This is a genomic window from Alteromonas sp. ABV4_150, from assembly GCF_056311745.1.
The window spans coordinates 4241746-4265066 of sequence record NZ_CM149971.1 but is presented as its reverse complement, the minus strand read 5'-3'; the positions used below and the strand labels follow the sequence as shown (position 1 = coordinate 4265066).

The window sequence follows — 23321 nt, the reverse complement described above, 5'->3', positions numbered from 1 at the left end:
TTTTGGCACTTAAATTTAAAATTGACTAAAACTTTATAAAAATTGCTCAAAAGCAGATAAAACAAGCCTTTGAGCAGTTGAATGAATGCGGTGACATACGCATAATAGCGGCCTAACGAAATGAGGAATACACCATGCGCTTGTGCGACCGCGATATCTATCAACATCTTCAAGATGGGAAAATAAAAATTGAACCTACACCTAATTACGATCAGATTAGCGGTGTAACGGTAGATATCCGCCTTGGTAACAAATTTCGTGTGTTTGAAGATCATCAAGCGCCGTTTATCGATTTAAGTGGTCCAAAAGCGCAGGTACAAGAAGCGCTGGACCACGTGATGAGCGACGAAATTGAACTAGAAGAGGGTAAAGCCTTCTTTCTACACCCTGGTGAACTAGCGCTTGCTATTACCCACGAGTCGGTAACGCTGCCGGACAATATCGTTGGTTGGCTAGATGGGCGTTCTTCACTCGCGCGCTTGGGCTTAATGGTTCATGTGACGGCGCATCGAATAGACCCAGGCTGGTCGGGCAACATCGTTCTTGAGTTTTACAACAGTGGTAAGTTGCCGCTAGCGCTTCGCCCTAAGATGAAAATAGGCGCACTAAGCTTTGAAGTGTTATCAGCACCAGCTGAAAAACCATACAACGCAAGAGTTGATGCGAAATACAAAGGCCAAGCAGGCGCAGTTGCAAGCCGTATTTCGTCTGACGATGAAAATAAGTAAAACAACCTAAAATCAACTTTTTTGGAAAAGCCTCGTGCGTTTCCCGTTAATTACTGATAGAAAATATAAGAGCAATAATTAGGGCCTAAAGCTAAGGCCCTAGCACTTATAATAAAGCGATTAGTAACGGGAAGCGCAATGCACACAAACCCTGAACCTTCTTCAGATACCCTACAACGACAGCCAACACGTAAGAACAGCATTATTCTTTTCGCGTTTATCGCCTCTGTTCTTAGCGGTATGGGCTTGTGGGCTGTAAATCAGCCCAGCGAAATTATATTTACCGCCTCGATTACACTTTTCGTAGCAATACTTTGGGTAACCGAAGCGCTCCCCATTCCCGCTACCTCGCTTTTACCCTTCGCGCTATTCCCGCTATTTGGTGTGTTGTCTCACAGCGAAGCCGCCTCTGCTCTCGGAAGCCACGTTATTATTCTATTAATGGCTGCTTTTATGCTTTCAAAGGGGTTGGAACGCGCCAATTTACACAAACGGTTTGCTATTTATATGCTGCGTGTAACGGGCAGCGGCAGCCCGCTTAAACTGATACTGGGCTTTATGCTCACCACCGCCGTCCTCAGTATGTGGATTAGTAACACCGCCACGGTGTTAATGATGTTGCCAATGGCCATTGCCATTATCAACGCGGTTGATCACCCCCGATTTGGCGTAGCCCTCATTTTGGGTATCGCTTATTCAGCAAGTTTGGGTGGGGTGGGTACGCCAATTGGCACACCGCCTAATATTATTTTCATGAGCGTGTATGAAGAAACTCAAGGTATGGAATACAGTTTTATCGACTGGATGAAAACTGGCGTACCGATTGTTGTTTTAGGTGTACCTATCATGGCCTTGTGGTTAGCGCGCGGAATTAAAGAAGTGGGCAACATCGATTTGCCGGTACCTAGTGCATGGACAAAAGCCGAAAAGCGTGTACTTGCCATTTTTGGTACGGTTGCAATGGCATGGATATTTAGACCTTTTTGGACTGCATGGATAGGCGTAACTACTATTAGTGATAGCACTATAGCTGTTGCGGGTGTTGTTGCCATGTTTTTCACCAATAGCGGCAATGATAACGGTGAAGTAGACGCAAAAGGCAACCGCGACAAGCTACTAGATTGGAAAACCGCGAATGATATTCCGTGGGGGATGCTGCTTTTGTTCGCGGGTGGAATTTGTATCGCGAAAGCGTTTATGTCTTCAGGCTTAAGCGTATTAATGGGCTCATGGTTAACAGGGCTTGCAACCTTACCAGTGTTACTACTTGTACTGGGCATTTGCTTGTTTGTAACTTTTCTAACGGAAATTACCTCAAATACTGCAACGTCTACTTTGCTTATGCCAATATTGGCAGCAGCAGGTTTAGCGGTAGGCGTTGACCCTAAATTACTTATGATACCGGCGGCCATAAGCGCAAGTTGCGCCTTTATGTTGCCAGTAGCGACAGCACCGAACGCCATTGCGTACTCAACTGAAAAGTTCGATATTAAAACCATGGCAAGAGAAGGAATAGTGCTGAACGTACTAGTGGCGTTAGTGGTAACTGCGGTATGCTACGTTACGTTAGCCTGATATCGAAAAACCGGCAACTAGGTGTTTTAATGCAGAAATTTGCAAAGATGGTTAGCAATTGAGCGCTTAAACAGGCTTATTGCTAATTCTCGTTGCATTGTGAACAAATATGAGTAGTATTACTCGCTCTTTCGGTCGGTGTGTAGCGCAGCCTGGTAGCGCACTGTCATGGGGTGTCAGGGGTCGGAGGTTCAAATCCTCTCACACCGACCAACTTATTCCACCCCATTCAATAACTTACATTACTTTCTAAAACCTTTCTATTTTCAAGCGTATCCTTTTCATACCCTTATTAAATGCAACGTTGCTCAAGCCTTTTCCCAAACGATATTGGTGTATAAACCATTAACTGATATTTGGTTGAAATTGAAGGCTTACTGAAACGCGATTCCAGCTGTTGATTTGAAGTATAACTGACGTCAATTCTATCAATCCTTGTTTTCCAAACACATTTTCTACAGTGCTATAAAGTTCCTCAGTGATGGTTGATGAGTGAACAAGCGTTAATGCTTCGGTCCATTCTAATGCGACGCGTTCCTTGTTATCAAAGCAATCCAGTTCTTTCCACGCCGACAGCACATCCAGCCTTGCCTGGTTTTCATTAGATTTCCTTGCTTCATCGGCATGCATATGTTGGCAGAACCCGCATTGATTAATTTGTGACGCTCGCAGCCTAACTAAATGCAGAAGTTTATGGCTTAGAGCACTTTCTGCGGCGGGGTTAACTAAACCTTGTAGATGTTCAAGAATGTGAGGGTATTCAGAGTAGAATTCAGATTGTTTTATGCGATTGTTCATAATGTTCTCCTTTCATTTAGGGAGTACTATAAACATTTGGTGATTGGCCTAATTGTAAATTTGCGACAACTTTCGCGCTCTATATTGATGAGGGGTTTCCAATGCGAAGGTGCTAAAGGCATGTGTAAAGTGTGCTTGATCGAAATAACCACATGCTAAAGCAACTTCGCTTAGTTGATGGGAAGTACTCCCTAGTAGCGAGCGTGCTAGACGTATTTGAGCGAATTGGTGAAGTTTGTTTGGCGAGAAGCCAAAATTAGCTCTGAATTGGCGCTCAAGTGTTCTTCTGCTTACGCCAAATTGGTCAGCAAGGCTTTGCGGGGGGACCAGTAAATTTACTGACTGATAAAGCATGTGCTCCCATTTCTGTGAGCGAGTATCACTGTTTTCAATGATATGTGCTAGCCAGTTTTGTATGGCTGAACACTGGTTATCTATAGATTCTCCTACAAGACTTTCTTGTAATCTTAAATAACACTCAAGCTCTTTTGCTAAAACTTCAACGAATTCGATTTGCTGGTTTTTACTATCGTCGAGCGTAATTCCGAAAAGGTGTTTTAATGCACCGGGCTTAAACCTTATGCTGATCTGCCTACCGGACAGTTTCCAAGGCATGGCACAAACTTTTGTGTGATAGAACAGTTTCGCTTTGCATGCTGAGTGGTCGATGTAGAAAGTTAAACTCGCCCCGGCGTCGGGATAAAATTTTTCCGTTGGTGTAGTGGAAGACCCTCTTGGACGGTCAATGATCCAGATACATTGCACAAATCTACTGATAGCGTTTATTGGCGTTACGAACGCAATATCAATTCGCTTAAAGCTTGCGGCGGGGATGATATTGTTTATGCTCAAAGTGTACATAATCGTCTTAAATAAGCGTCTAACAGTTCAGAGAGTCATCATCTTACCGTTGTCGCTTTTCGCATCAAGCCTAAAATTGTAAGTATAAAATTACTTTTTTAAAAATTCCCGAACAGACGCTAAAACCAATTCAGCACTTTCAATCTGCGGATAATGCCCGATATCAGCAAGTTCTACTGTGTCAGGCTTGGGTATGAGTTCTTTATATCTAGTCACCATATGTGCGCCAGAAATGGGGTCAGCCATGCCAGCAGTTAGTCGAACCGGAACGTCAGCATTTTGAAGTGCACTTACCCAACGCTTTCTGTATTGCTTGCGCTGTTTCATGTAGTCCAAAAGCAAATGCATGTATTTGTGGCCATTGTTCTCACTAATAAGCGCCCAAAAATCATTAATGTCTTGCTCCGAAGGAGGCGTGTTCGGTCCAAAAATGTTATGCATGCTTTTTCGAATCGCTTTTTTGCTTAAAAAAGGAATAAGCAGCCCGCCAATAGAGGAAAGTAATAGCTTTTGAATAAGCAATGCTTGATGGGTTTCAGGAAAAAGGCCGCCATTTAGCAAATGCAGCGACTCCATACGAAACACGAGGTTACCATCTAACTGACGGGCCATTAACTCCTGCGCAACGGTATCACCGTAATCGTGAGATAGAACGTGAGCATGCGTAATTTGAAGATGTTTCATTACTGCTTCTATCACCGCTGCTTGTTCTTTTATTTTGTATTTTATGGGGGCTTTGGTGCTAAAACCAAACCCCAACATATCGAGTGTTACGCAGTGAAATTTCTGAGCAAGTGCAGGCCATAATTTAACCCAGTCAAAGCTCGCAGTAGGGTACCCATGAATTAACAACAGCATAGGCCCTTTGCCTTGGGTAGTGTAGAAAATTTGCTGATTGTTAACGCTTAGGAATTGGCCTGAACTACGCCATTGTGAAAGTTGCATTACGACATGCCCTTATTATGGTTTTATCCTTAGCTTGCCTTGTGTGAGGTTTTTGAACTGTCGTAAGCGCGACATTTAAGCCATGGCGCGCTTTTAAATTTATCTTGGGAAGATAAATGGTTTATACAGGAACAACTGTACTAGCTTTCAACGGGTATACAAACTGTAATTGTGGTTCCTTCACCAGGCGACGATACCAAATCAATCTCACCGTTAAATTTCTGTCGAACAAGATTGTATAAAATATTTAGGCCTAAACCCGTGCCACCTTTATCGCGGGCCGTTGTATAAAAAGGCTCAAATACTTTTTTATGAAGTTCTTCCGGAATACCTTTCCCGTTGTCTTGAACGCTTATTACAATACCTTTTTCATTTTTGCCGCAGGTTACGGCAACTTTATTCACTTTATTATTTACTGATGGGCCAAAGGCGTGACGCTGAGCGTTCGATATTAAATTCGTTAATAGTTGAGCAATAATGCCCGGACATGTCGTGATAACTAAATCAGAGGGCACATCAATGCTAAGCTCGATTTGCTCTTTGCGAAGCATAGGCTTCAATGGATTACAAACCCTAGGGATATATTCATCTAGCGTGATTTCTTCAATTTCTAGTGAGGTTTGGTCCGCAGAGGTTCGCTTAAAATCTTGTACTAAGTTTGCGGCCCGCATTAAGCTGGCTTCCGCTAGTGATAAACCTTCAGAACATACCTCTTCAAAGTCTTTAAAACCCTCTTCTGTTAACTCGCCATTCTCGAAATCTTGATAAATACTTTTGAGCTCTTCCTTGCAATTACTTACCGAGGTCAGTGCAATGCCCAATGGCGTATTAACTTCGTGAGCAATACCTGCTACCAAGTTGCCTAAGGCTGCCATTTTCTCTGATTCAACAAGCTTTTCTTGGGCAGCCTCAAGTTCGGCAGTGCGATCTATGACTTTTTGTTCAAGATTCTGGTTTGCTTCTATAAGCTGTTGCTCATAGTCAGCACGCTCGTTAGCACTTACCGCACGCCCGTAAAGATCGGCAAGCGATGCAGCAAAAACCATTTCATCGTCAAGCCATTGTCGAGCCTTGCCCTGGTGCTCACAACATATTATCCCAATCATCTTTCCGCGGTGGCGAATAGGCACATCCAGCATAGAGCTTATACCCAAAGGCGTTAAATACACTTCAGCAAACTCAAAAGTTGCAACATCGGTTATCGCATCGTGGGCAGCAATTGTTCTACCTGAGTCGAGCGCTTCAAAATAGTGGGGAAAATCCTTTCGGGTTAGCACTAAGCTCTCGTTATCGAGATCGTTTCCTTTGTCTATAAGTAGTGTGCATTGCACTAGCGTTTGGTTTTCGTCATATAACCAAATGCCTGCCCGAGTAATTTCCAAGCCTTCGCACATAGAGTTGATAATAAGTCTTGAAGCAACATCCAGTTCGCCTTTATCAATGTCAGGGCTTTGGCTAACGCGCAGTAAAATTAACTCTAACTTCTCTTTCATTCATCTTCGTCCGGTTCTGTTGCACGGATTTCTAATATTCTGTCGAAGTGCTCTAGCATTACATGGGTAATTAACGGGTCGAATTGTTTACCTGCATTCTCTTGAAGATAAGCTTTAACCTCATCAACGCTCCATGCAGGTTTGTAGCACCGTTTGGATAGAAGGGCGTCGACAACGTCAACAATCGCCATAATACGGCCTTCCACTGGTATATTGTCGCCAGCCAAGCCGTCAGGGTAGCCTTTACCGTCCCAGCGTTCGTGGTGCGTTTTGGCAATAATTGCGCCCATTTTGGCGACAATCCGGTCAGAATCTGCAAGTAGTTCGTAACCTTTTTGAGCGTGGGTTTTCATAATTTCCCACTCATCGGGGTCGAGTTTCCCGGGTTTATGCAATATGGTTTCGGGTATGCTAATTTTACCTACATCATGAAGGGCCGCAGAGTAGCGGATGGTTTCAATAAACTCTTTGCTCATATGCAGCTTTTCAGCAAGAAACTCTGTCATTAGGATAACGCGTCTTACGTGCCCCCCGGTTTCTTTACTGCGCATTTCAATGGCATCGCTAAGCACCATAATCAGTTCTTTCTGCGTTTTTTGTATATCTTCTTTTTGTGTAAGGTTTTGGAAAATTACCGCCACGTTAGATGCAAACATTTCCAACGTTTTTCTCTGCATTTCATCTAGAGGCTGGTCGAGTTTAACGTATAAAATATTATGGCTGTCTTCACCAGTGGGGTAATAACCAATAAATACGTTATCGCTTTGGAAGTGCGCTTTTTTGGCCAGAACGCTTTTAACTTGTTCTTCAATCGATTCGGGAATACGGGTCGAAATACCGGGTTCACAAAGTCCAACAAGGTCTCCGCTTGCACCCAAAACTGTCATGCTGGTGTCGCCATACAAATCGGTGTGCTGTGTTGAAAGGTAAAGCACTGAGTTGTTTAAATTAAGAAGGGTGAGCGTTTGTTTCAGAACAGCGGTACCAAATTGCGCTAGTGACTGACTTGCTAAAACAGAGGATGATGATTTAAGTACATCTTCCATACCCCGTTTGCCTTTTTCGATAGTTTGTATATCGCGATAAGAGCGAATCGCCGTATAAACGCATGATTTTAACTTTAGCGAGGAAAGTTCTGTCTTGGCTTTATAGTCATTAATGTCATAACGTCTGATAACATCCTCTTCAGGGGCTTGCCCTGGCTGGCCTGTTCGCAATATTAATCGAGTGACGTGATTTTTGAGATCGTTGCGAATAGCATCTACTAGCTTTAAACCAGCATCGTCGGTTTCCATTACAACGTCGACAAACGCTAGCGCAATATCAGGATTAGCTTTGAACAGCGCTAACCCTTCTTCGCCACTGTGAGCTGATAAAAACTCTACCCCACGCTTTTCAAAACTAAATTTGCGTAGAGTTAATTTGGTAACCTCGTGGACGCCTTCTTCATCATCGATAATGGCTATTTTCCATGGGGCTAAACGAGGGGTGTTTTGTTCAATTTTTGACTTTTTGAATAACGACATACAGAGTGCAGTGAACGATTACGTAACTTAAACGTAAGCCAGAATTTCCGTTCTCGCAAACCTTTCAAGAAAGTTTTGTTCTAAAGTTGAATGCCGATGATTTGTTTATGAAAGTGCGTTTTGGACGGGAAAAGTCGAACAAGCAGAATTGAAGTTTTATCTATTCTATTAATAATCAAAATTAATACCAAGTTGGTATCTATGCTAGATACCAACTTGCTAGAGGTTCTATACCATTACGGACGCTATTAACTGTCCTCAATAGGCGTGTTTTCAGTGATAGGTACAGTGTTAACGTCAGTATCTAGACTTTTCACGGCATTACGCACACCTGCTGCGTAGTCTGGATGTACTTTTTCTAACACAGCGTACCAGCGCTCTTTTACGCTGTCAGAGCAAGGACCCATGGCAGCAGCGTAGTTTTTGTATAAACGATCTTTTTGATCATCAGAGAACATTTCATACAGCTTTCGCGGTTGAACGTAATCTACGTCAACATCATCTTGATGATACCTGTCGGCATCTCCTTCAATGCGAAGCGGTGGTTCTTTTACTGAAAAGTCAGCAACGGGACCCTCGTATTGATTAGGCTCATAATAGGCGTCAGAGTTACCAAAGTCGTTGGTAAAGAAGCGCATAGCGCCGTCTTTATGATAGTGGTTTACTTTGCTATTTTTGGGCGCATTAGCAGGTAGTGCTTCATAGTGCGTGCCCAAGCGGTAGCGGTGTGCATCGGCATACGAAAAAATACGTGCTTGAAGCATTTTGTCGGGACTAAAGCCAATGCCCGGCACAACATTCGACGGGCTGAATGCCGCGTTCTCAATCATCTGGAAATAGTTTTCTGGATTTTTGTTCATTTCTAACTCGCCGACTTCTATCAGCGGGTAATCGTCGTGCGGCCAAACCTTGGTTAGGTCAAAAGGGTTATAGCTTTGCTGTCCAGCTTCCTCTTCTGGCATAGCCTGAATGTACATCTTCCATTTAGGAAAGTTACCTTCTTCTATGGCGTTATACAGCTCTTCCTGATATTTCTCACGGGTACTACCAATGATCTTTTCAGAGGTCTCATTGGTGTAATTTTTAATGCCTTGTTGAGTTTTAAAATGAAATTTCACCCAGTGACGTTTGCCTTCTTTATTCCACATGCTAAAGGTGTGGCTGCCATAGCCATTCATGTGCATTGGCGACACGGGAATACCACGGTCTGACATTAAAATGGTCACTTGGTGAACACTTTCTGGCTGTGCGGCCCAAAAGTCGAACATAGCTTCCGGCGAGCGTAGATTGGTTTTCGGGTGACGTTTTTGCGTGCGGATAAAGTCAGGGAATTTGTATCCATCGCGAATGAAGAAGATAGGGGTGTTGTTACCTACCATGTCCCAGTTGCCTTGCTCAGTGTAAAACTTCAGGCTAAAGCCGCGTACATCCCGCTCGGTATCAGCTGCACCAGACTCGCCCGCTACTGTTGACCAGCGGCTAAGTACTTCAGTTTGCTTACCAACTTCTGAAAATAAATCGGCGCAAGTGTAATCGGTAATGTCGTGAGTGACCGTAAATGTGCCTTGTGCTCCCCAGCCTTTGGCGTGTACCACGCGCTCTGGAATGCGTTCACGGTTCTGGTGGGCTAACTTTTCAATGAGCTGATAATCTTGTAAAAGGGCGGGGCCACGCTCTCCGGCCGTTTTAGTGGTTTCGTTACTTACTACAGGGGCGCCTGCCGACGTAGTTAATTGCGGTTTCTTAGCCATTATAAAACTCCTTTCATATGCTTTTTTTAAAGCCAAACGTCCATAAACATCATGTGCGCTTGACTCATGATATGCTTTTGCTACGGGTTGCTTTATGAAAGGGTTTACAACTTTCTATATATATCTATAAAAACAATCAATCTTAATAAGCATGCCTGCCTATTGATGACATATCTTCTCGTGTTTACTCTAAATGAACAGTTCTAATAACCGCGTTTAAGGAAGTGTATGAATTTTGCGGAGTTTGCAGCATCAAGAAAAAGTGTTCGAGGGTTTACTAAGCAGCCGGTAACTAAGGAAACAGTAGACGCCATTATTAACGCGGCGAAGTGGGCGCCGTCGTCATACAATACGCAAACGTGGAAAATCCATGCGGTGACTGGTGATGTGTTAGATAAAATTCGCGAGGGTAATACCAAAAACACATTGGAAGGTAAGCCTCACGTTCGAGACTTTCCTTATAAAGAGGACTACGAGGGTATTCATCGTCAGCGTCAAATTGATGTAGCTATACAGTTATTCGATGTAATGGGCATAGCCCGTGAAGACAAAGAAAAGCGTATGGATTGGATGATGCGCGGTTTCCGTCAGTTTGATGCACCGGTTTCTTTGGTGCTGACCTACGATAAGTCATTAGAGCCTGCTGGCATAACGCAATTTGGCTTGGGCTCTTTGGCCTACGGTATTGTTCTTGCTGCTTGGGATCTAGGGCTTGGCTGCGTAATAAATGGGCAGGGAATAATGCAGTCAGAAGTGGTACATAAGTACGCTAACATCCCTGATGATGAAGCCATTATGATTTGTATTGCGCTTGGTTACCCAGACCCAGACTTCCCAGCAAACGATGTTCGCTCGACTCGCGCCGATAACGAAGAATTTGTCATTTATCACGGCTTTTAGTGTATTGACCTTATGCTGCATGCTCGCAATAGCGCAACGGTTGTACTTTTTTACGAGAATTACTAGCCTGTTACGCAAACAGCCCTAATAAGGAGCATGCGAAATGAAATTCTTAGTTTTTCTAGGTACCGTACGAGACAGTACGCCACCTAGGCCAGCAAGGTTAGGCCTTCGAGTCGCCAAAGCCATATTGAATTGGGGCAAAGACAATATGGCTGAACACGAATTTGAACTGATAGATCCTTTAGATTATTCAACCGGTGAAGTGTTCAAGCCTCATTTTGCTTATGTCCAAGGGAAAGCGCCCGAAGCGTTATCAACGCTGGCTGAAAAAATAGAATCTGCTGACGGGTATGTAATGGTAAGCCCCGAATATAACCACTCAATGAGTCCCGCGTTAGCGCATTTACTTAATCATTTTGGTAGTTCTTTATATTCATTCAAACCCAGCGTAATTGCCACTTATTCAGCAGGACAGTGGGGCGGTATGCGCGCGGCCGTTGGGATGCGAACCTTTCTGTCGGAGCTTGGTTGCCTGCCTGTTTCTGCAATGATCCATGTGCCCCATGCACAAGATGCATTTGATGAGGAAGGTTGTGCAAGCAGTGAAAAAGAAGAAAGCTGGAAAGCTTATTTTGGAAGGGCGCTAAGTCAGATGCAGTGGTGGTCTGAAGCGGCATTAAATCACCGTCAAAATAAAGACCCTTTCGAATTGTCAAAAGTGTTTAAATCATCGCCTACGCAAAGAAATATATCGTGATGAGGCGGTGGAAATCGTTTGTTGCTTCTCTTATTGACAACACTTAGATGGCAGCATACCCAGTGTGATTTTATCGCTTCAGTGCCTACAAAAGCGAGCAAGAAAACCGTGTTAAATTAAGCGAAGCGCTTATAAAAAAACAGCATAACTCAGTGGGTATGCTGTTTTTAAAATTAATAATTATCTTTCATCTGATGGCGCGTAACGCTCCAACCAGTGTGCGTAAGGCGCAGGCATTACCCACGACGGTTTCTCAACGCCAAGCTGTTTTGCAGCAAAGTAAGTCCAATGTGGGTTGGTAAGGTGCATTCTGCCTACCATTACTACATCGAGCTGTTCATTTTTAACGGTGTCGTTTGCAAGTTTCGGTGTATCTACACCCCAAGCGGTAGCTACGGGAATACCTGCTTCATCACGAACGCGCTTAGCAATAGGTGCTAGGAAAGCGGGCCCCCATGGGATGTTCGCATCGGGCGTATTGAAACCTACGCTAACACTTACAAAATCAGCGCCAATTTCTTTGAACTGCTTTATAAGCTCAATAGACTCGCTAAGTGTTTGCTCGTCTTCACCATCGTATTCAATAACGCCAAAGCGCACAGTCAACGGCAGGTTCTCTGGCCATACTTTACGCACAGCGCCGAGTGTCTCAAGCAAGAAGCGTCCGCGACCTTGTGCATCACCGCCGTATTCGTCGGTGCGTTTATTAGCGTGTTTCGAGAAAAAGCTTTGAGCTAGATAACCGTGAGCAAAGTGAAGTTCAAGCCATTCATAGCCAGCTTCAAGGGCTCGCTCTGCGCCTTTTACAAAATCATTCTTTACACGTTCGATATCGGCTTTAGACATTTCCGTTGGGGTAACAGGTAAATGTGCGCCAAAGGCTTCTGCCGACGGACCAATTGGCTGCCAACCTTTTTCTTCGGTAGGCTGGATATGATCATCGCCTTCCCACGGGCGGTTAGCACTGGCTTTGCGACCGGCATGAGCTATTTGAATACCTGCTACAGCGCCTTGGCTTTTTATGCGATCAGCGATGTTTTTCAAGCCGTCTATGTGTTCGTCTTTCCAAATGCCTAAACAATTTGGCGTTATGCGACCTTCCGGAGAGACCGCTGTTGCTTCAACAATGACAAGTCCTGCACCGCCTCGTGCAAATGATTGGTAGTTAGCTTCATGCCACTGATTAATGAAGCCGTCTTCGGCTGAGTACTGACACATAGGGGGCACGGCAATACGATTGCGAAGGGTCACGTCTTTCAAAGAAAATTGTTCAAATAGTGCAGTCATATTTCTCTCTAATAAATTAAGAATAACAAGTACCCAGCCAATGCTAGGTACTTAATTGTTCAACATGCATATGTATTTAGTACCATATGCAACTTGGTTTATGCCGCTAAGGTTAAAATTTCGCGAGCTTTTGCCAGGTCGATATCGCCATGCTCACCAAGGGCCGTTAACCCGTTGCGTTCAAGGTTCGAAATTAGACCGTCAATTGCCGACTTCTCAATGTTGTAGTCTGACAAACGGGTTTTCACCTGCATGGTTTCGAAAAAGTCTTGTACGGCTTTAATGGTCAAGTCGATAGCCTTTTCTTTGTCATCTTCTTGAATACCAAATACGCGCTCGCCTAGCTGCAGAATTTTTTCCTGTTTCTTGTCGCGCTGCACAAACATTAGTGATGGCAATACGATTGCTAGGGTTACAGCGTGATCTAAACCGTGTAATGCAGTGAGTTCATGGCCAATCATGTGGGTGCCCCAGTCTTGTGGTACACCTTTGCCGATTAGCCCATTTAGCGCCATGGTTGCTGACCACATAACGTTCGCGCGCACATCATAATCTTCAGGTGTCGCTAGCGCTTTAGGGCCTTCTTGAACTAAGGTTTGTAAAATACCTTCTGCAAAGCGGTCTTGAAGCGGTGCATTTACTGGGTAAGTCAAGTACTGCTCAATTACGTGAACAAACGCATCGACCACACCATTAGAAACCTGACGAGGCGGAAGTGAATACGTGAACTCAGGGTCAAGCACAGCAAATACAGGCTGTACTGTTTCCGATGAAAACGCGCGTTTTTGTGACGTTTCTTTTCTGTTTACTACCGAGTTGCCGTTACTCTCAGAGCCTGTTGCTGGCAATGTAAGCACTGCGCCAATAGGTAACGGGTTTTCAAACGCGGCGCCTTTAACAAGTATGTCCCACGGATCGCCTTCAAAGTTAGCGGCTGCTGCAACAAACTTAGCGCCGTCAATAACACTTCCGCCGCCTACAGCAAGAATGAAGTTCACGTCATTTTCACGGGCCACATCTACCGCTTTCATCAAAGTTGCGAACTCTGGATTTGGTTCAACGCCCTGAAATTCAATGATGTCGGCGCCTTCGAGTGCGGTATTTACTTTATCGTAAATACCATTCTTCTTAATTGAGCCGCCGCCGTATAGAAATAGGACTTTTGCTTGTTCCGGCAAACGTGAAGACACTTCACTTAGTTGTCCTTTGCCGAACAAAATTTCGGTTTGATTTTTAAATGTAAAATTAAGCATCGTGTTGCCTGTCCTTAATTAGTTTGTGAATTTAGCTGTTGTAAAAGCTTCTCAGCTAACAGCTCGTCAGAAAATGGGTTTTGGCCAGTAATAAGTTCACGGTCTACTACTACATTCGGTGCCCACATTTCTTTGTATTCCATGTTTCCACCCGCTTGCGCCATTGCGTCTGCTGGGTAATATAATAAAGTTGCATCGTCTAAGGTGCTTTCAAAATATTCTTCTTCCGGCGTCGAGAAGATTGTCATTTTGTAGCCTTCATAAATCCAACTGTCAGATGTGGCTTGCTCACCTGATTTCAATGCTAGTTCGAATGCCTTTGGGTTAGATTGCCCAGAAAGTAGGGCGATTGGACCATGGCAGATCGCAGCAGTGGGTTTTCCTTCACTATGAAAGTGAGACAAAATCTCGCCTACCTGAGGGTTGTTTGCTAAGTCGATAAGTGGCGCGTGCCCACCTGGAATAAATACACCCTCAAACTCATCAAGGCCATCTGCAATAACTTCGCTTAGTGACAATGTGTCATTAATACCATCTATCGACGCAACAAACGTTTGAATATCTCTCATTTGTGATTCGCCGCCATCAAAGTATTGTGGAATAACAGACTTTTTATCTACTGCAGGCGCATTACCTTTTGGTGTTGCCAATACTAGCTTGTAGCCGGCATCTACCAATGCCTTTGCTGGCACGCCAAACTCGTTAAGGTAGTAACCTGTAGGCTCTGTTTTGCCCTTTGCCAGCTGCATTACATTTTCGCTTGAAAGTAGAACAAGCACTTCGCCTTTACTGGCTTTTGATGACTGAGCGTCGGCTGCATACGCCGACTGTGATAAGCCAGCAATGATCGCTAGTGATAGAATTGATGATGATTTCGTCATTTGCTTTTCCTGTCGCATTAGAAAGTGAGTGCATCTTAGAGTTGTTGGTTTAAAAGCAGAAGTCAGATAAATTATGATGAGTCATCAAAAATCTGATGGGTGGAGAATTATGTCTTACCTAACACAGCTAAAAACCTTTGTAGAAGTTTATCGAAGCGGCAACATCACACGTGCAGCAGCGCGGCTTCATATGTCTCAGCCAGCAGTAACCTCACATATTCAGGCAATGGAACATATTGTCGGTAAAGAATTGTTTGTGCGAAAAGCGAGAGGAGTAGAGCCAACGGCGATTGCTGATGATTTAGCGCTACAGGTAGCTAGCCACATAGATACATTGGAACAAAAAGTAGCGTCTATCCGAAGCCGAGCATCAACGGATCACGGCACCTTACACTTAGCGGGGCCTGCGGAATATTTGAGTTTTGTTGCGGGTCCAGCGCTGGCCAACTTGCTTCAAGCCGATAAAGTAAACTTGGTTATCCATACGGGTAATAAAAGTAACACTTATCAATTATTAGAAGATGACGTTGCTGAGCTTGCCATTACCGCTTCTGAGCCAACAGACGCTATGTATGAATATCAGATGTTAGATAAAGAGCGGTTGATATTGGTGATGAACCGGGTTCAAGGTAAATTACTTGCTGATAAAGAGATAACGGCGTCGTTATTGAACCAGCACAAAGTGGTTAGCTATGACGAGCAACTACCGCTTATTCGCCGGTATTTTTCAGAAGTGTTCAATGCACCATGCGAATCACCTGTAGCCGCAATATGTCCAGATATTCGTGCGATTAGCAGTATCATCAAAGCAGGGATTGGCTATTCGGTATTACCTGATTACCTTTGCAAAGAAGCGATTGTTAAAGGTGAGCTCGTCTCACTTGGAAAGAGTGGGCCTGAAAACGAAATATACTTAGTATGGAAGAAAGGTTCGCTGCGACACCCTAGGGTCGACTTTGCAAAAGACGTAATAATGGCATTCGCCAATATTAATCATTTAGCCAGTTACCCAGATTAATCTAGGGATGCAGCGCGACTCGCATAGTAGTGCGTCGCGCTGTGCCTAAAATAAGCTTTTTAGAGGTGAGTAATTTAAAACGTGCCAACAACCTTTACTTGGCTGTCAACTTTGCTCTCATCGATAAATCCAATAGTATTTGGATTCGTCGCAACTAATTTCAACATTTCGTCTTCAGACGCAATCATTTCAGGTGGCGTACCGCGACCAGTGAAAACAAGCTTTGACCAAAATGCAGAATATTGTGACTCCGATTTCCCTAAGATATTGTTGTTAAACGCATCTCTTGCGGCATTACCTTGCTCGAAAGTCAGAGGAATTGCGCGGTTGCCGTCTGGAAAGGCTTTTACTTTGCCCAAGTAAATTTTCTTTACCGTGTCGATATCGATGCCTGAACTGTTGTTAGCATTAACAATTACGGCTGTACCCGCGTAAAGTGGCGCCGATAAAATTAGAAACAGGGCTGCAATTATCTTCATTGATATTACCTTAAATCGTCTCTCTGCACGCTTTGTCGCTAACTTGATAAACAATGGTACAGAGTTATTAATATGAAAGGGCAAATCACCCTTGGTAAAGTATAACTGAGATTTGTGATTTGTCGCACTTCAACAAAAGGTGAAATTTACAAAGAGGAGAACAAACAACGTTATGGCAAAACCCAATGCAAAAGGGCCGGTTAGAACCGTGCAAATATTTTGCGCTAAATGTAGGTTCCAGCTTTTCAAGTATCGAAAAGGTGGAAAGGGGGCGTTAGTAAAATGTTTTAAAGAGCGAATTGTCGAGGACTACACTGTTGAAGAGGGCATTTGTCCGGCCTGTAACACTCAGTTTGCTAGGAATGCGATTATTCGCGGAACTCCCGCATTCAAGATGGTGGGTGGTAAAGTGCACATGAAGTGACGTTTTAAAAGGGTCTGGCGCATCATACAGATGTTGTAAAGAGTAGATAGGGTTTCTTATTTTTGTAATTGCTGACATTTTTGAAAAGTTAATCTTTTTACCAATTTGCTCTTACACAGAATTTGCCTAAATTTATATAGTAGCCGGTTAGCCTTCTATTACGAGAAGGCCAGTGACCAATTCATGGAATAAAAGTCAAAGGAGTGAGTTCTTACCTAACTGTTAACTTGAGAAGTTGCATGTCTATTCAAAGAAAATTTCTGTTCTCAATTTCTGCAGTCATTGCATTATTCGCTCTGATTGTAGCAATCATCACTGTTGTGACGACATCTTCGTCTATTTCTGAGTTGGTTAAAGACCAGAAGAGAAGCACAGCTGACCGATTAGTAAATATTCTAACTGTGACAGACGCCATTATGCTTGAGCGAGTAAAAAGCAGTATGTTGTTACTTAAGCAGCGAGGAGAGGCGTTAGGAGTGCCTAGTCAAGCTGAGTATGTCACTGTTAAATCCACACGGGCGCGAGAGTTGATGTTAGGAAGTTCGGCGCAGGCAAATAATTTTGAATTGGTTGACGGACTTACTAGCGTAATGGGAGGTACAGCCACGCTGTTTAGCAGAACCGGTGAAGATTATATTCGTGTGAGCACAAACGTTATTAAAAACGGTGAACGAGCGATTGGTACTAAACTTGCGCCGTCGGGAAAAGCTATTAAAGAAATAAACCAGCGGCAAGCCTACTACGGTGCTGTCGACATCTTGGGTAGCCCTTATTTGACCGGCTACGAACCCATGTTCGACGGTAACGGGCAAGTTGTGGGCATTTGGTATGTTGGATACTCAGCAGACTTAAATGTGCTAGAGCAAGCTATTAAACAAAGTCATGTGTTAGAGGATGGGTTTGTAGCGCTTCGAGACGGTAAGGGTAACATACGAATGCATTCGTCTCATGTAGACGAAAAGCAAGTTGCAGAAGCGTTAAAGCAGAATGAAGAATGGATTGTAGATATAGTACCTTTTTCAAAGTGGGGGTACGACATCATTCTGGCTGCGTCGGCTTCCGAGAAAGCCACAATGGTGAGTCGTTCTGTTATTTCGGTAGTACTTAAAATTATTTTGGCCAGTGTCGGCATCTTGCTGACTATTTGGTTACTGGTGAAGTATATCGTTGGAAATCCACTCGAAGAATTCATAGGTGTGGTTAATAGCCTCTCGTCTGGAGAGGGTGACCTTACCTTTCGCTTTGAGGCGACGCGCAGTGATGAGTTTGGCACCATGGCTCGAGCGTTCAATGGGTTACTCATCCAACTTCAGCAAACGCTGCAAAGTGTGGATGAAGCAACGGATCATATGCTGGCGAAATCTGAAGCGCTAAACACTACCGCCATGAGCTCTAAAGAAACGGTATCGAAGCTTAGCCAAGAAACTGAGTCGATCGACAACGCGATCACCTTGATGCAGCAAAACGCCCAAAGCGTTTCTTCTACTATTAGAAGTTCAAGCGACGCTGCTAGCGCTGCTGATACAGATACAAGAAACAGCGCGAGCGTTTTGTCTGAAACAATTAAAGATATTCAGTCTCAAGCAAATGATGTAGACGCGTCAGTTCAAGTAATAACCGAATTGGCGCAGGCCAGTGAGGAAATTAGTGGCGTTATGGAGGTGATTAGAAACATTGCTGAGCAAACCAATTTACTTGCACTTAATGCGGCAATTGAAGCGGCTAGAGCAGGCGAGCAAGGGCGAGGCTTCGCAGTGGTTGCAGACGAAGTACGTTCACTAGCAAGCCGAACTCAGGCGTCCACTGAAGAGATCCGCATTATGATAGAAAGATTGCAGCAAGGAAGCCGTATTGCCTCGGAAAAAATGCAACTTAACAAAGAAACGGCATTTAAGACTGTTGAAACTACTAAACATGCAGGTGAGTCTTTAAACCAAGCACTAGAAGCTGTTGCAAGAATTACCGCACTGAACGAGGACGCCGCCAATCTGGCTGAAGGACAGACTACAGTTGCCGCCGATGTAAATAGAGGAGTGAACAGTATTCAACAGGTAGGGCAAGCCAATACAAATTATGCTAGTGAGGTTGTTGATAATTGTGAAGCGTTAGTGCAGCAAATAAAGACCATGCAAATGCAGTTGCGCCGCTATCGGTTCTAAATTTCTTTTCGAAGAAAAAGCCATTTCTTATAGAAACTCTATAAAAATTGTTCTCTGTTAAAACGGAAGATGGCAAAGAGGCATTATTAAACAAACTAAAATCATTGTGTCTAATATCTAAAATAGAACTAAAGAGTGCTCAACAGGCGCTCTTTTTTTGTGCATCTAAAATTTAACATGCATTGGATATCAGCATGGAAATGTTTCAAAACTGAAACAATTTGGTAATGTTACAAATCAGCTTACCCTATACCGAAGCTCAGTAGAGTTAATCAATAAATAAACTTATTTTAACGCCCTAAGTTATTGATGTACCGACTGTGTTACGATTTTATTATTATTTTTGTTAAGTGCTTGCTGTAAATACCTATGTATAAGAATTTATACCTTCCTTGTACAAAAAAGCGGAAAGCAAAATGGTTAATGAGGGTAACACACAAAAGTATAAGCTGAAGCATTCAGCTAAGGTAGTCAACGCGTTGTTGGCTGGGGCATTGTCACTGGGCGCGGTATCAGTTAACGCTTCGGCCGAAACGCTTTGGCTAGAAGACTTTGAAGCGGCCGAGCTACAAAACAAAGGCGCAACTGGCTCTAATTCTGGCGGAGCAGTAATAAGTCTTGAAGGCGTTGAACGTTGGTCAATTGATGTTTCCGCAGGCGAATTAACAGCAACTGATGATTGGTTTCGCGTTGAAAACGGCGCAATGCAAGCGCGCGATGTCGATGGTGAAGTGGTTTGGTTGAGTGAATCGATTGATATCACTGATGCGGGTGATGTCACCATCAATGCAGTACTTTCTCAAAGTGGAACATTTGAAACTGCAGACTATATCGACGTATTTTACTCACTAGATGGCGGCGCTTTTGAACTTATAACAATTACCGAAGGCTCATCAAATACTGTACAAGACGACTTCGGTAGTGCCACGGTAAATGAAACAATTGGTAGCGGAAGCACGTTAGTATTGAAAGTCGCCATGGCCAATAATGCAGGCACAGAATACTTAAATTTAGATAGTATTTCGGTGACTGGTAGCGGTGCTACTGATGGCACAGACAATGGCAGTGATAACCCTGATAACGGGGGCGAGCCTTCAAACGAACTTCTTTTCTTAAGCGGTAGTTGCTCTAACTGTCCAGATTTAGAAGCAATTAATTTAGCGAGTGATTTTGTAGCATCGGACTACTATGCCGCTTTAGATGCAGCGATTGCTAGCGGTGATAGTGCACAATCACTGAAAGAAACAACACATAACATCATTGAAAATGGTCATCGCACGCTATCATATTCTGAGGTGTGGACTGCGCTTACCTATACCGATGAAGACCCTTCAAATACTGACAATATCATCCTGTTTTACAAAGGGATATCACAAGGTAAGTTTACCAACGGAAGCGGTAGCCAAAGTACTAACTCAGATAATTGGAACCGTGAACATGTGTGGGCAAAAAGTCATGGTTTTTCAAGCAGAAGTTTTACGGCATACACAGATATTCTTCACCTGCGCCCTACAGACATCTCTGTTAACAGCTCGCGCGGTAATTTTGATTTTGACTTTAGCGATAGCGCACTTGCCGAAGCGCCTGAAAACCGAGTTGATAACGACTCTTTCGAGCCACGCGATGCAGTGAAAGGCGACGTAGCTCGCTCCATGCTTTATATGGATGTGCGTTACGACGGTAACACCGCAGGTGATACCGAAGAAGATCTAGTATTGTTAAACCGCTTAACGTCTACTGATGAAGCGGCATTTGGTAAGCTATGTGTGCTGCTTCAATGGCATGAAAGTGATCCAGTCGATGAATTTGAGCGTCGCCGTAACGAGCGTGTGTTTGAAATTCAAGGGAACCGTAACCCGTTTATTGATAAGCCTGAACTTGCTTCACTTATCTTTAATGAAAGCTGTGGTGGCACAGGCGTTGATACTGGCGGCGATACCGGTGGTGACACGGGCGGCGATACTGGTGGTGACACAGGTGGTGATACAGGCGGTGATACTGGTGGTGACGCAGGTGGTGATACTGGGCCGTCAACCAATAGCGTTTACATCTCAGAGTATATTGAAGGTGGTAGCTATAACAAAGCGATAGAGCTTTTCAATAGCTCGACTCAACCTGTGGATTTGTCTGGTTACGAATTAGTTTTACTTTCAAACGGTGATACTGCCGATGCTGATCGAAAAGTACTAGCGCTAGAAGGCGAAATTCCTGCAGGTGGCGTGGCAACATTTGCTCACGCCGACGCTGATGCCTTACTCACAACTGGCTCTACAATTAACAGTTTCGTAATGAACTTCAATGGTGACGATTACGTTGAGTTGGTATACAACGGTCAGGTTGTTGATGCATTGGGTACTTATGGGGTTGATACTGACTGGGGTAAAGATGTTACGCTAGTGCGTAAGAGTTCAGTGACAAACGGAAATCCTAACCGAAACCCTGCTTTTACCACTGATGAATGGGATAGCTTTTCAAAAGATACGCTAAGTAATTTTGGCGCGCACAACGGTTCAGTAAGTGAGCCAACAGAGCCAACAGACCCAACAGACCCAACAGATCCTACTGACCCAACGGACCCTATCGCTGAAGTAGTGCTTATTAGCGCGATTCAAGGCGACGGCGATGAGTCCGCAATGGTCGGTGCCGAGGTGATTGTTGAGGCGGTAGTAACAAAAATTGTGCCTGCTATGAGTGGTTTCTTCGTTCAGGAAGAAGCAAGTGATTCAGACGGTAATACGGCAACATCTGAAGGTGTGTTTGTTTACGCAGGCTCATTTAGCTTACCGGAAGCAGGTGATGCAGTGCGTTTACAAGGTACAGTGGGCGAGCGCTTCGGTGTAACGCAATTAGCCTTGTCTGCAGATGTAGAAGTTACTGGTGCTGGTAGCAGTGTGCTTTACACTTCAGTTGCTATGCCATTTAGCCTTGATACTGACTTAGAAGCACTAGAGGGCATGCATATTAGTTTTGAGCAAACCCTTAAAGTTTCTGATATCTACAATCTTGGACGTTATGGTCAGTTTAACGTGTCGTCAGAACGCTTATTTATTCCTACTAATCAGTTTGTAGCGGGTTCAGAAGAGGCGTTGGCGCTAGCTGAAATCAATGCACTAAACACCTTATTGGTTGAGGACGGAGCTACATCACAGAATTTGGATGGCATTCCTTTCCCAGCAGGTGGTTTATCGCACAACAATCCACTGCGTTTGGGAGACAGTGTAGAGGCCCTAGAAGGTGTATTACATTACGCTTTTGGTGCTTATAACCTTATCCCTGTTGGTGATATTCAAACCGTACGCACTAACCCACGAATTGCGGAGCCGCAGCTAAATGCTATCGGTGATGTAAAAGTGGCTAGCTTTAACGTACTCAATTACTTCAATGGTCCCGATTTTCCAACCTCTCGCGGTGCTGATTCAGAAGTTGAATTTGCTCGTCAACAAGCGAAAATTGTATCTGCCATTGTGGCAATGAATGCAGACGTACTTGGTCTTGTTGAAATTGAAAATGACGGTTATGGCAGCGATTCTGCAATTGCGACATTGGTTGATAGCGTTAACGCCGAACTTGGCAGCGACGAGTACAGCTATGTGGCATTAGAGTCTCAATTAGGCGGTGACGAAATTGCTGTTGGTATTATTTATAAGCCTGCCGTAGTCACGCTACAGGGTAACCCTGTGACTTCATCTGACGCACCATTTGACTATGGTAACCGTCAACCTTTACTACAAAGCTTTAGCGTGAACAGTAATGGCGAAGGCTTTACCTTAGCGATAAACCACTTTAAGTCAAAAAGTTGTGGTGGTGCGACAGGCAACGACGCAGACTCAGGTGACGGCCAAGGTTGTTGGAATGAACTGCGTACCCAAGCAGCACAAGGTCTGATTTCCCTTGTTGAGCAAAACAGTGACGTCTTGTCTGACCGCGTTATCGTAATGGGTGATTTGAATGCCTATGCGAAAGAAGACCCTATCCTTGCGCTTGAAGAGGCTGGCTACAGTAACTTGGTTAACTTATTTGATGGAGACGTCGCTTATTCCTATAGCTTCGGCGGAGAAGTAGGTTACTTAGATCACGCTTTATCTAGCCCTTCGTTAACGGAATATGTGGTAGACGCAACGGTATGGCACATTAACGCCGATGAACCCCGCGTATTCGATTATAACGTAAATTATAAGACTGAAACTCAGCTTTCTAGTTACTACGGCGCTGATGCGTATCGCTCATCAGATCACGACCCAGTAGTTGTGGTATTGGATTTCCCTGACACGAGTGAGCCGGAGCCTGTAGTAGGCGACATGGATGGTGATGCAGATGTAGATTACAACGACATCACTGCTTTATATGGTCTTTTACTAACCAGGCAGGCATCGCTACAGGCTCACGATTTCAACAATGACGGCGTGTTAAATATCTTCGATCTCTATGCACTAATGTCATTATGTACACGCAACGCTTGTGCAGTTGGTTAATAGGATAAAAA

General features: G+C 44.0%; 18 protein-coding genes and 1 tRNA gene. 9 read left to right on the top strand and 10 right to left on the bottom strand.

What is annotated here, in order from left to right:
* Window positions 1-134 precede the first annotated feature (134 nt).
* From dcd to ACYX4M_RS18490, 3 genes are all read left to right on the top strand, one after another.
* The gene (dcd, locus tag ACYX4M_RS18500) at window positions 135-728 is read left to right on the top strand and encodes a dCTP deaminase (RefSeq protein ID WP_476081237.1); all 594 of its coding nucleotides are present in this window, start codon (window positions 135-137) and stop codon (window positions 726-728) included.
* A 138-nt stretch (window positions 729-866) separates the two neighbouring features.
* Complete coding sequence (locus ACYX4M_RS18495) at window positions 867-2303, top strand: SLC13 family permease (protein ID WP_476081236.1); 1437 nt, start codon at window positions 867-869, stop codon at window positions 2301-2303.
* 136 nt (window positions 2304-2439) lie between these two features.
* Window positions 2440-2516 (top strand) — tRNA-Pro (locus ACYX4M_RS18490).
* Window positions 2517-2648: 132 nt separating this feature from the next.
* On the opposite strand, the gene ACYX4M_RS18485 is transcribed toward ACYX4M_RS18490, so the two are convergent.
* From ACYX4M_RS18485 to ACYX4M_RS18460, 6 genes are all read right to left on the bottom strand, one after another.
* Entirely contained in the window at window positions 2649-3101 is a 453-nt protein-coding gene (locus ACYX4M_RS18485) for a carboxymuconolactone decarboxylase family protein (protein WP_476081235.1), read from the bottom strand.
* Between the two features lie 48 nt (window positions 3102-3149).
* Complete coding sequence (locus ACYX4M_RS18480) at window positions 3150-3962, bottom strand: helix-turn-helix domain-containing protein (RefSeq protein WP_476081234.1); 813 nt, start codon at window positions 3960-3962, stop codon at window positions 3150-3152.
* A gap of 90 nt (window positions 3963-4052) precedes the next feature.
* On the bottom strand, window positions 4053-4907 hold the full coding sequence (locus tag ACYX4M_RS18475) for an alpha/beta fold hydrolase (protein WP_476081233.1): 855 nt from the start codon (window positions 4905-4907) through the stop codon (window positions 4053-4055).
* A 140-nt stretch (window positions 4908-5047) separates the two neighbouring features.
* Window positions 5048-6400, bottom strand: coding sequence for a sensor histidine kinase (locus ACYX4M_RS18470; RefSeq protein WP_476081232.1), 1353 nt, complete (start codon window positions 6398-6400; stop codon window positions 5048-5050).
* Complete coding sequence (locus tag ACYX4M_RS18465; RefSeq protein ID WP_476081231.1) at window positions 6397-7926, bottom strand: DUF3369 domain-containing protein; 1530 nt, start codon at window positions 7924-7926, stop codon at window positions 6397-6399. The genes ACYX4M_RS18470 and ACYX4M_RS18465 overlap by 4 nt, the downstream gene beginning before the upstream one ends.
* Before the next feature lie 248 nt (window positions 7927-8174).
* Window positions 8175-9677: a catalase gene (locus ACYX4M_RS18460; protein WP_476081230.1), complete on the bottom strand. Its 1503-nt coding sequence runs from the start codon at window positions 9675-9677 to the stop codon at window positions 8175-8177.
* A 228-nt stretch (window positions 9678-9905) separates the two neighbouring features.
* Between ACYX4M_RS18460 and ACYX4M_RS18455 the strand changes: the two genes are divergently transcribed.
* Window positions 9906-10577: a nitroreductase gene (locus ACYX4M_RS18455; protein WP_476081229.1), complete on the top strand. Its 672-nt coding sequence runs from the start codon at window positions 9906-9908 to the stop codon at window positions 10575-10577.
* Window positions 10578-10680: 103 nt separating this feature from the next.
* Window positions 10681-11337 carry an NADPH-dependent FMN reductase gene (locus ACYX4M_RS18450; RefSeq protein ID WP_476081228.1) on the top strand — a complete coding sequence of 219 codons (657 nt, stop codon included), beginning with the start codon at window positions 10681-10683 and terminating at the stop codon, window positions 11335-11337.
* A gap of 180 nt (window positions 11338-11517) precedes the next feature.
* On the opposite strand, the gene ACYX4M_RS18445 is transcribed toward ACYX4M_RS18450, so the two are convergent.
* From ACYX4M_RS18445 to ACYX4M_RS18435, 3 genes are all read right to left on the bottom strand, one after another.
* Window positions 11518-12624 (bottom strand): NADH:flavin oxidoreductase/NADH oxidase, encoded by a 1107-nt coding sequence (locus ACYX4M_RS18445; protein ID WP_476081227.1) that lies wholly within the window; start codon window positions 12622-12624, stop codon window positions 11518-11520.
* A 98-nt stretch (window positions 12625-12722) separates the two neighbouring features.
* Window positions 12723-13877, bottom strand: coding sequence for an iron-containing alcohol dehydrogenase (locus ACYX4M_RS18440; RefSeq protein ID WP_476081226.1), 1155 nt, complete (start codon window positions 13875-13877; stop codon window positions 12723-12725).
* Window positions 13878-13891: 14 nt separating this feature from the next.
* Complete coding sequence (locus ACYX4M_RS18435; protein WP_474873415.1) at window positions 13892-14758, bottom strand: type 1 glutamine amidotransferase domain-containing protein; 867 nt, start codon at window positions 14756-14758, stop codon at window positions 13892-13894.
* Window positions 14759-14867: 109 nt separating this feature from the next.
* Here ACYX4M_RS18435 and ACYX4M_RS18430 point away from each other — a divergent pair, with 109 nt between their 5' ends.
* Window positions 14868-15776: a LysR family transcriptional regulator gene (locus tag ACYX4M_RS18430; protein ID WP_476081225.1), complete on the top strand. Its 909-nt coding sequence runs from the start codon at window positions 14868-14870 to the stop codon at window positions 15774-15776.
* A gap of 74 nt (window positions 15777-15850) precedes the next feature.
* Here ACYX4M_RS18430 and ACYX4M_RS18425 read toward each other — a convergent pair whose 3' ends face one another.
* On the bottom strand, window positions 15851-16255 hold the full coding sequence (locus ACYX4M_RS18425; protein ID WP_476081224.1) for a type 2 periplasmic-binding domain-containing protein: 405 nt from the start codon (window positions 16253-16255) through the stop codon (window positions 15851-15853).
* A 172-nt stretch (window positions 16256-16427) separates the two neighbouring features.
* Between ACYX4M_RS18425 and ACYX4M_RS18420 the strand changes: the two genes are divergently transcribed.
* From ACYX4M_RS18420 to ACYX4M_RS18410, 3 genes are all read left to right on the top strand, one after another.
* The gene (locus ACYX4M_RS18420; RefSeq protein WP_334060598.1) at window positions 16428-16679 is read left to right on the top strand and encodes a hypothetical protein; all 252 of its coding nucleotides are present in this window, start codon (window positions 16428-16430) and stop codon (window positions 16677-16679) included.
* A 239-nt stretch (window positions 16680-16918) separates the two neighbouring features.
* Window positions 16919-18838 (top strand): methyl-accepting chemotaxis protein, encoded by a 1920-nt coding sequence (locus ACYX4M_RS18415; protein WP_476081223.1) that lies wholly within the window; start codon window positions 16919-16921, stop codon window positions 18836-18838.
* 416 nt (window positions 18839-19254) lie between these two features.
* A complete protein-coding gene (locus ACYX4M_RS18410; RefSeq protein WP_476081222.1) occupies window positions 19255-23310 on the top strand; it encodes an ExeM/NucH family extracellular endonuclease in 4056 nt (1351 codons plus the stop codon).
* The last annotated feature ends 11 nt before the right edge of the window (window positions 23311-23321 follow it).

Bases quoted from the DNA above. Each gene is read 5' to 3' on its own strand.
- dcd (WP_476081237.1), top strand. From the start codon at position 135: ATGCGCTTGTGCGACCGCGATATCTATCAACATCTTCAAGATGGGAAA.
- ACYX4M_RS18495 (WP_476081236.1), top strand. From the start codon at position 867: ATGCACACAAACCCTGAACCTTCTTCAGATACCCTACAACGACAGCCA.
- ACYX4M_RS18485 (WP_476081235.1), bottom strand. From the start codon at position 3,101: ATGAACAATCGCATAAAACAATCTGAATTCTACTCTGAATACCCTCAC.
- ACYX4M_RS18480 (WP_476081234.1), bottom strand. From the start codon at position 3,962: ATGTACACTTTGAGCATAAACAATATCATCCCCGCCGCAAGCTTTAAG.
- ACYX4M_RS18475 (WP_476081233.1), bottom strand. From the start codon at position 4,907: ATGCAACTTTCACAATGGCGTAGTTCAGGCCAATTCCTAAGCGTTAAC.
- ACYX4M_RS18470 (WP_476081232.1), bottom strand. From the start codon at position 6,400: ATGAAAGAGAAGTTAGAGTTAATTTTACTGCGCGTTAGCCAAAGCCCT.
- ACYX4M_RS18465 (WP_476081231.1), bottom strand. From the start codon at position 7,926: ATGTCGTTATTCAAAAAGTCAAAAATTGAACAAAACACCCCTCGTTTA.
- ACYX4M_RS18460 (WP_476081230.1), bottom strand. From the start codon at position 9,677: ATGGCTAAGAAACCGCAATTAACTACGTCGGCAGGCGCCCCTGTAGTA.
- ACYX4M_RS18455 (WP_476081229.1), top strand. From the start codon at position 9,906: ATGAATTTTGCGGAGTTTGCAGCATCAAGAAAAAGTGTTCGAGGGTTT.
- ACYX4M_RS18450 (WP_476081228.1), top strand. From the start codon at position 10,681: ATGAAATTCTTAGTTTTTCTAGGTACCGTACGAGACAGTACGCCACCT.
- ACYX4M_RS18445 (WP_476081227.1), bottom strand. From the start codon at position 12,624: ATGACTGCACTATTTGAACAATTTTCTTTGAAAGACGTGACCCTTCGC.
- ACYX4M_RS18440 (WP_476081226.1), bottom strand. From the start codon at position 13,877: ATGCTTAATTTTACATTTAAAAATCAAACCGAAATTTTGTTCGGCAAA.
- ACYX4M_RS18435 (WP_474873415.1), bottom strand. From the start codon at position 14,758: ATGACGAAATCATCATCAATTCTATCACTAGCGATCATTGCTGGCTTA.
- ACYX4M_RS18430 (WP_476081225.1), top strand. From the start codon at position 14,868: ATGTCTTACCTAACACAGCTAAAAACCTTTGTAGAAGTTTATCGAAGC.
- ACYX4M_RS18425 (WP_476081224.1), bottom strand. From the start codon at position 16,255: ATGAAGATAATTGCAGCCCTGTTTCTAATTTTATCGGCGCCACTTTAC.
- ACYX4M_RS18420 (WP_334060598.1), top strand. From the start codon at position 16,428: ATGGCAAAACCCAATGCAAAAGGGCCGGTTAGAACCGTGCAAATATTT.
- ACYX4M_RS18415 (WP_476081223.1), top strand. From the start codon at position 16,919: ATGTCTATTCAAAGAAAATTTCTGTTCTCAATTTCTGCAGTCATTGCA.
- ACYX4M_RS18410 (WP_476081222.1), top strand. From the start codon at position 19,255: ATGGTTAATGAGGGTAACACACAAAAGTATAAGCTGAAGCATTCAGCT.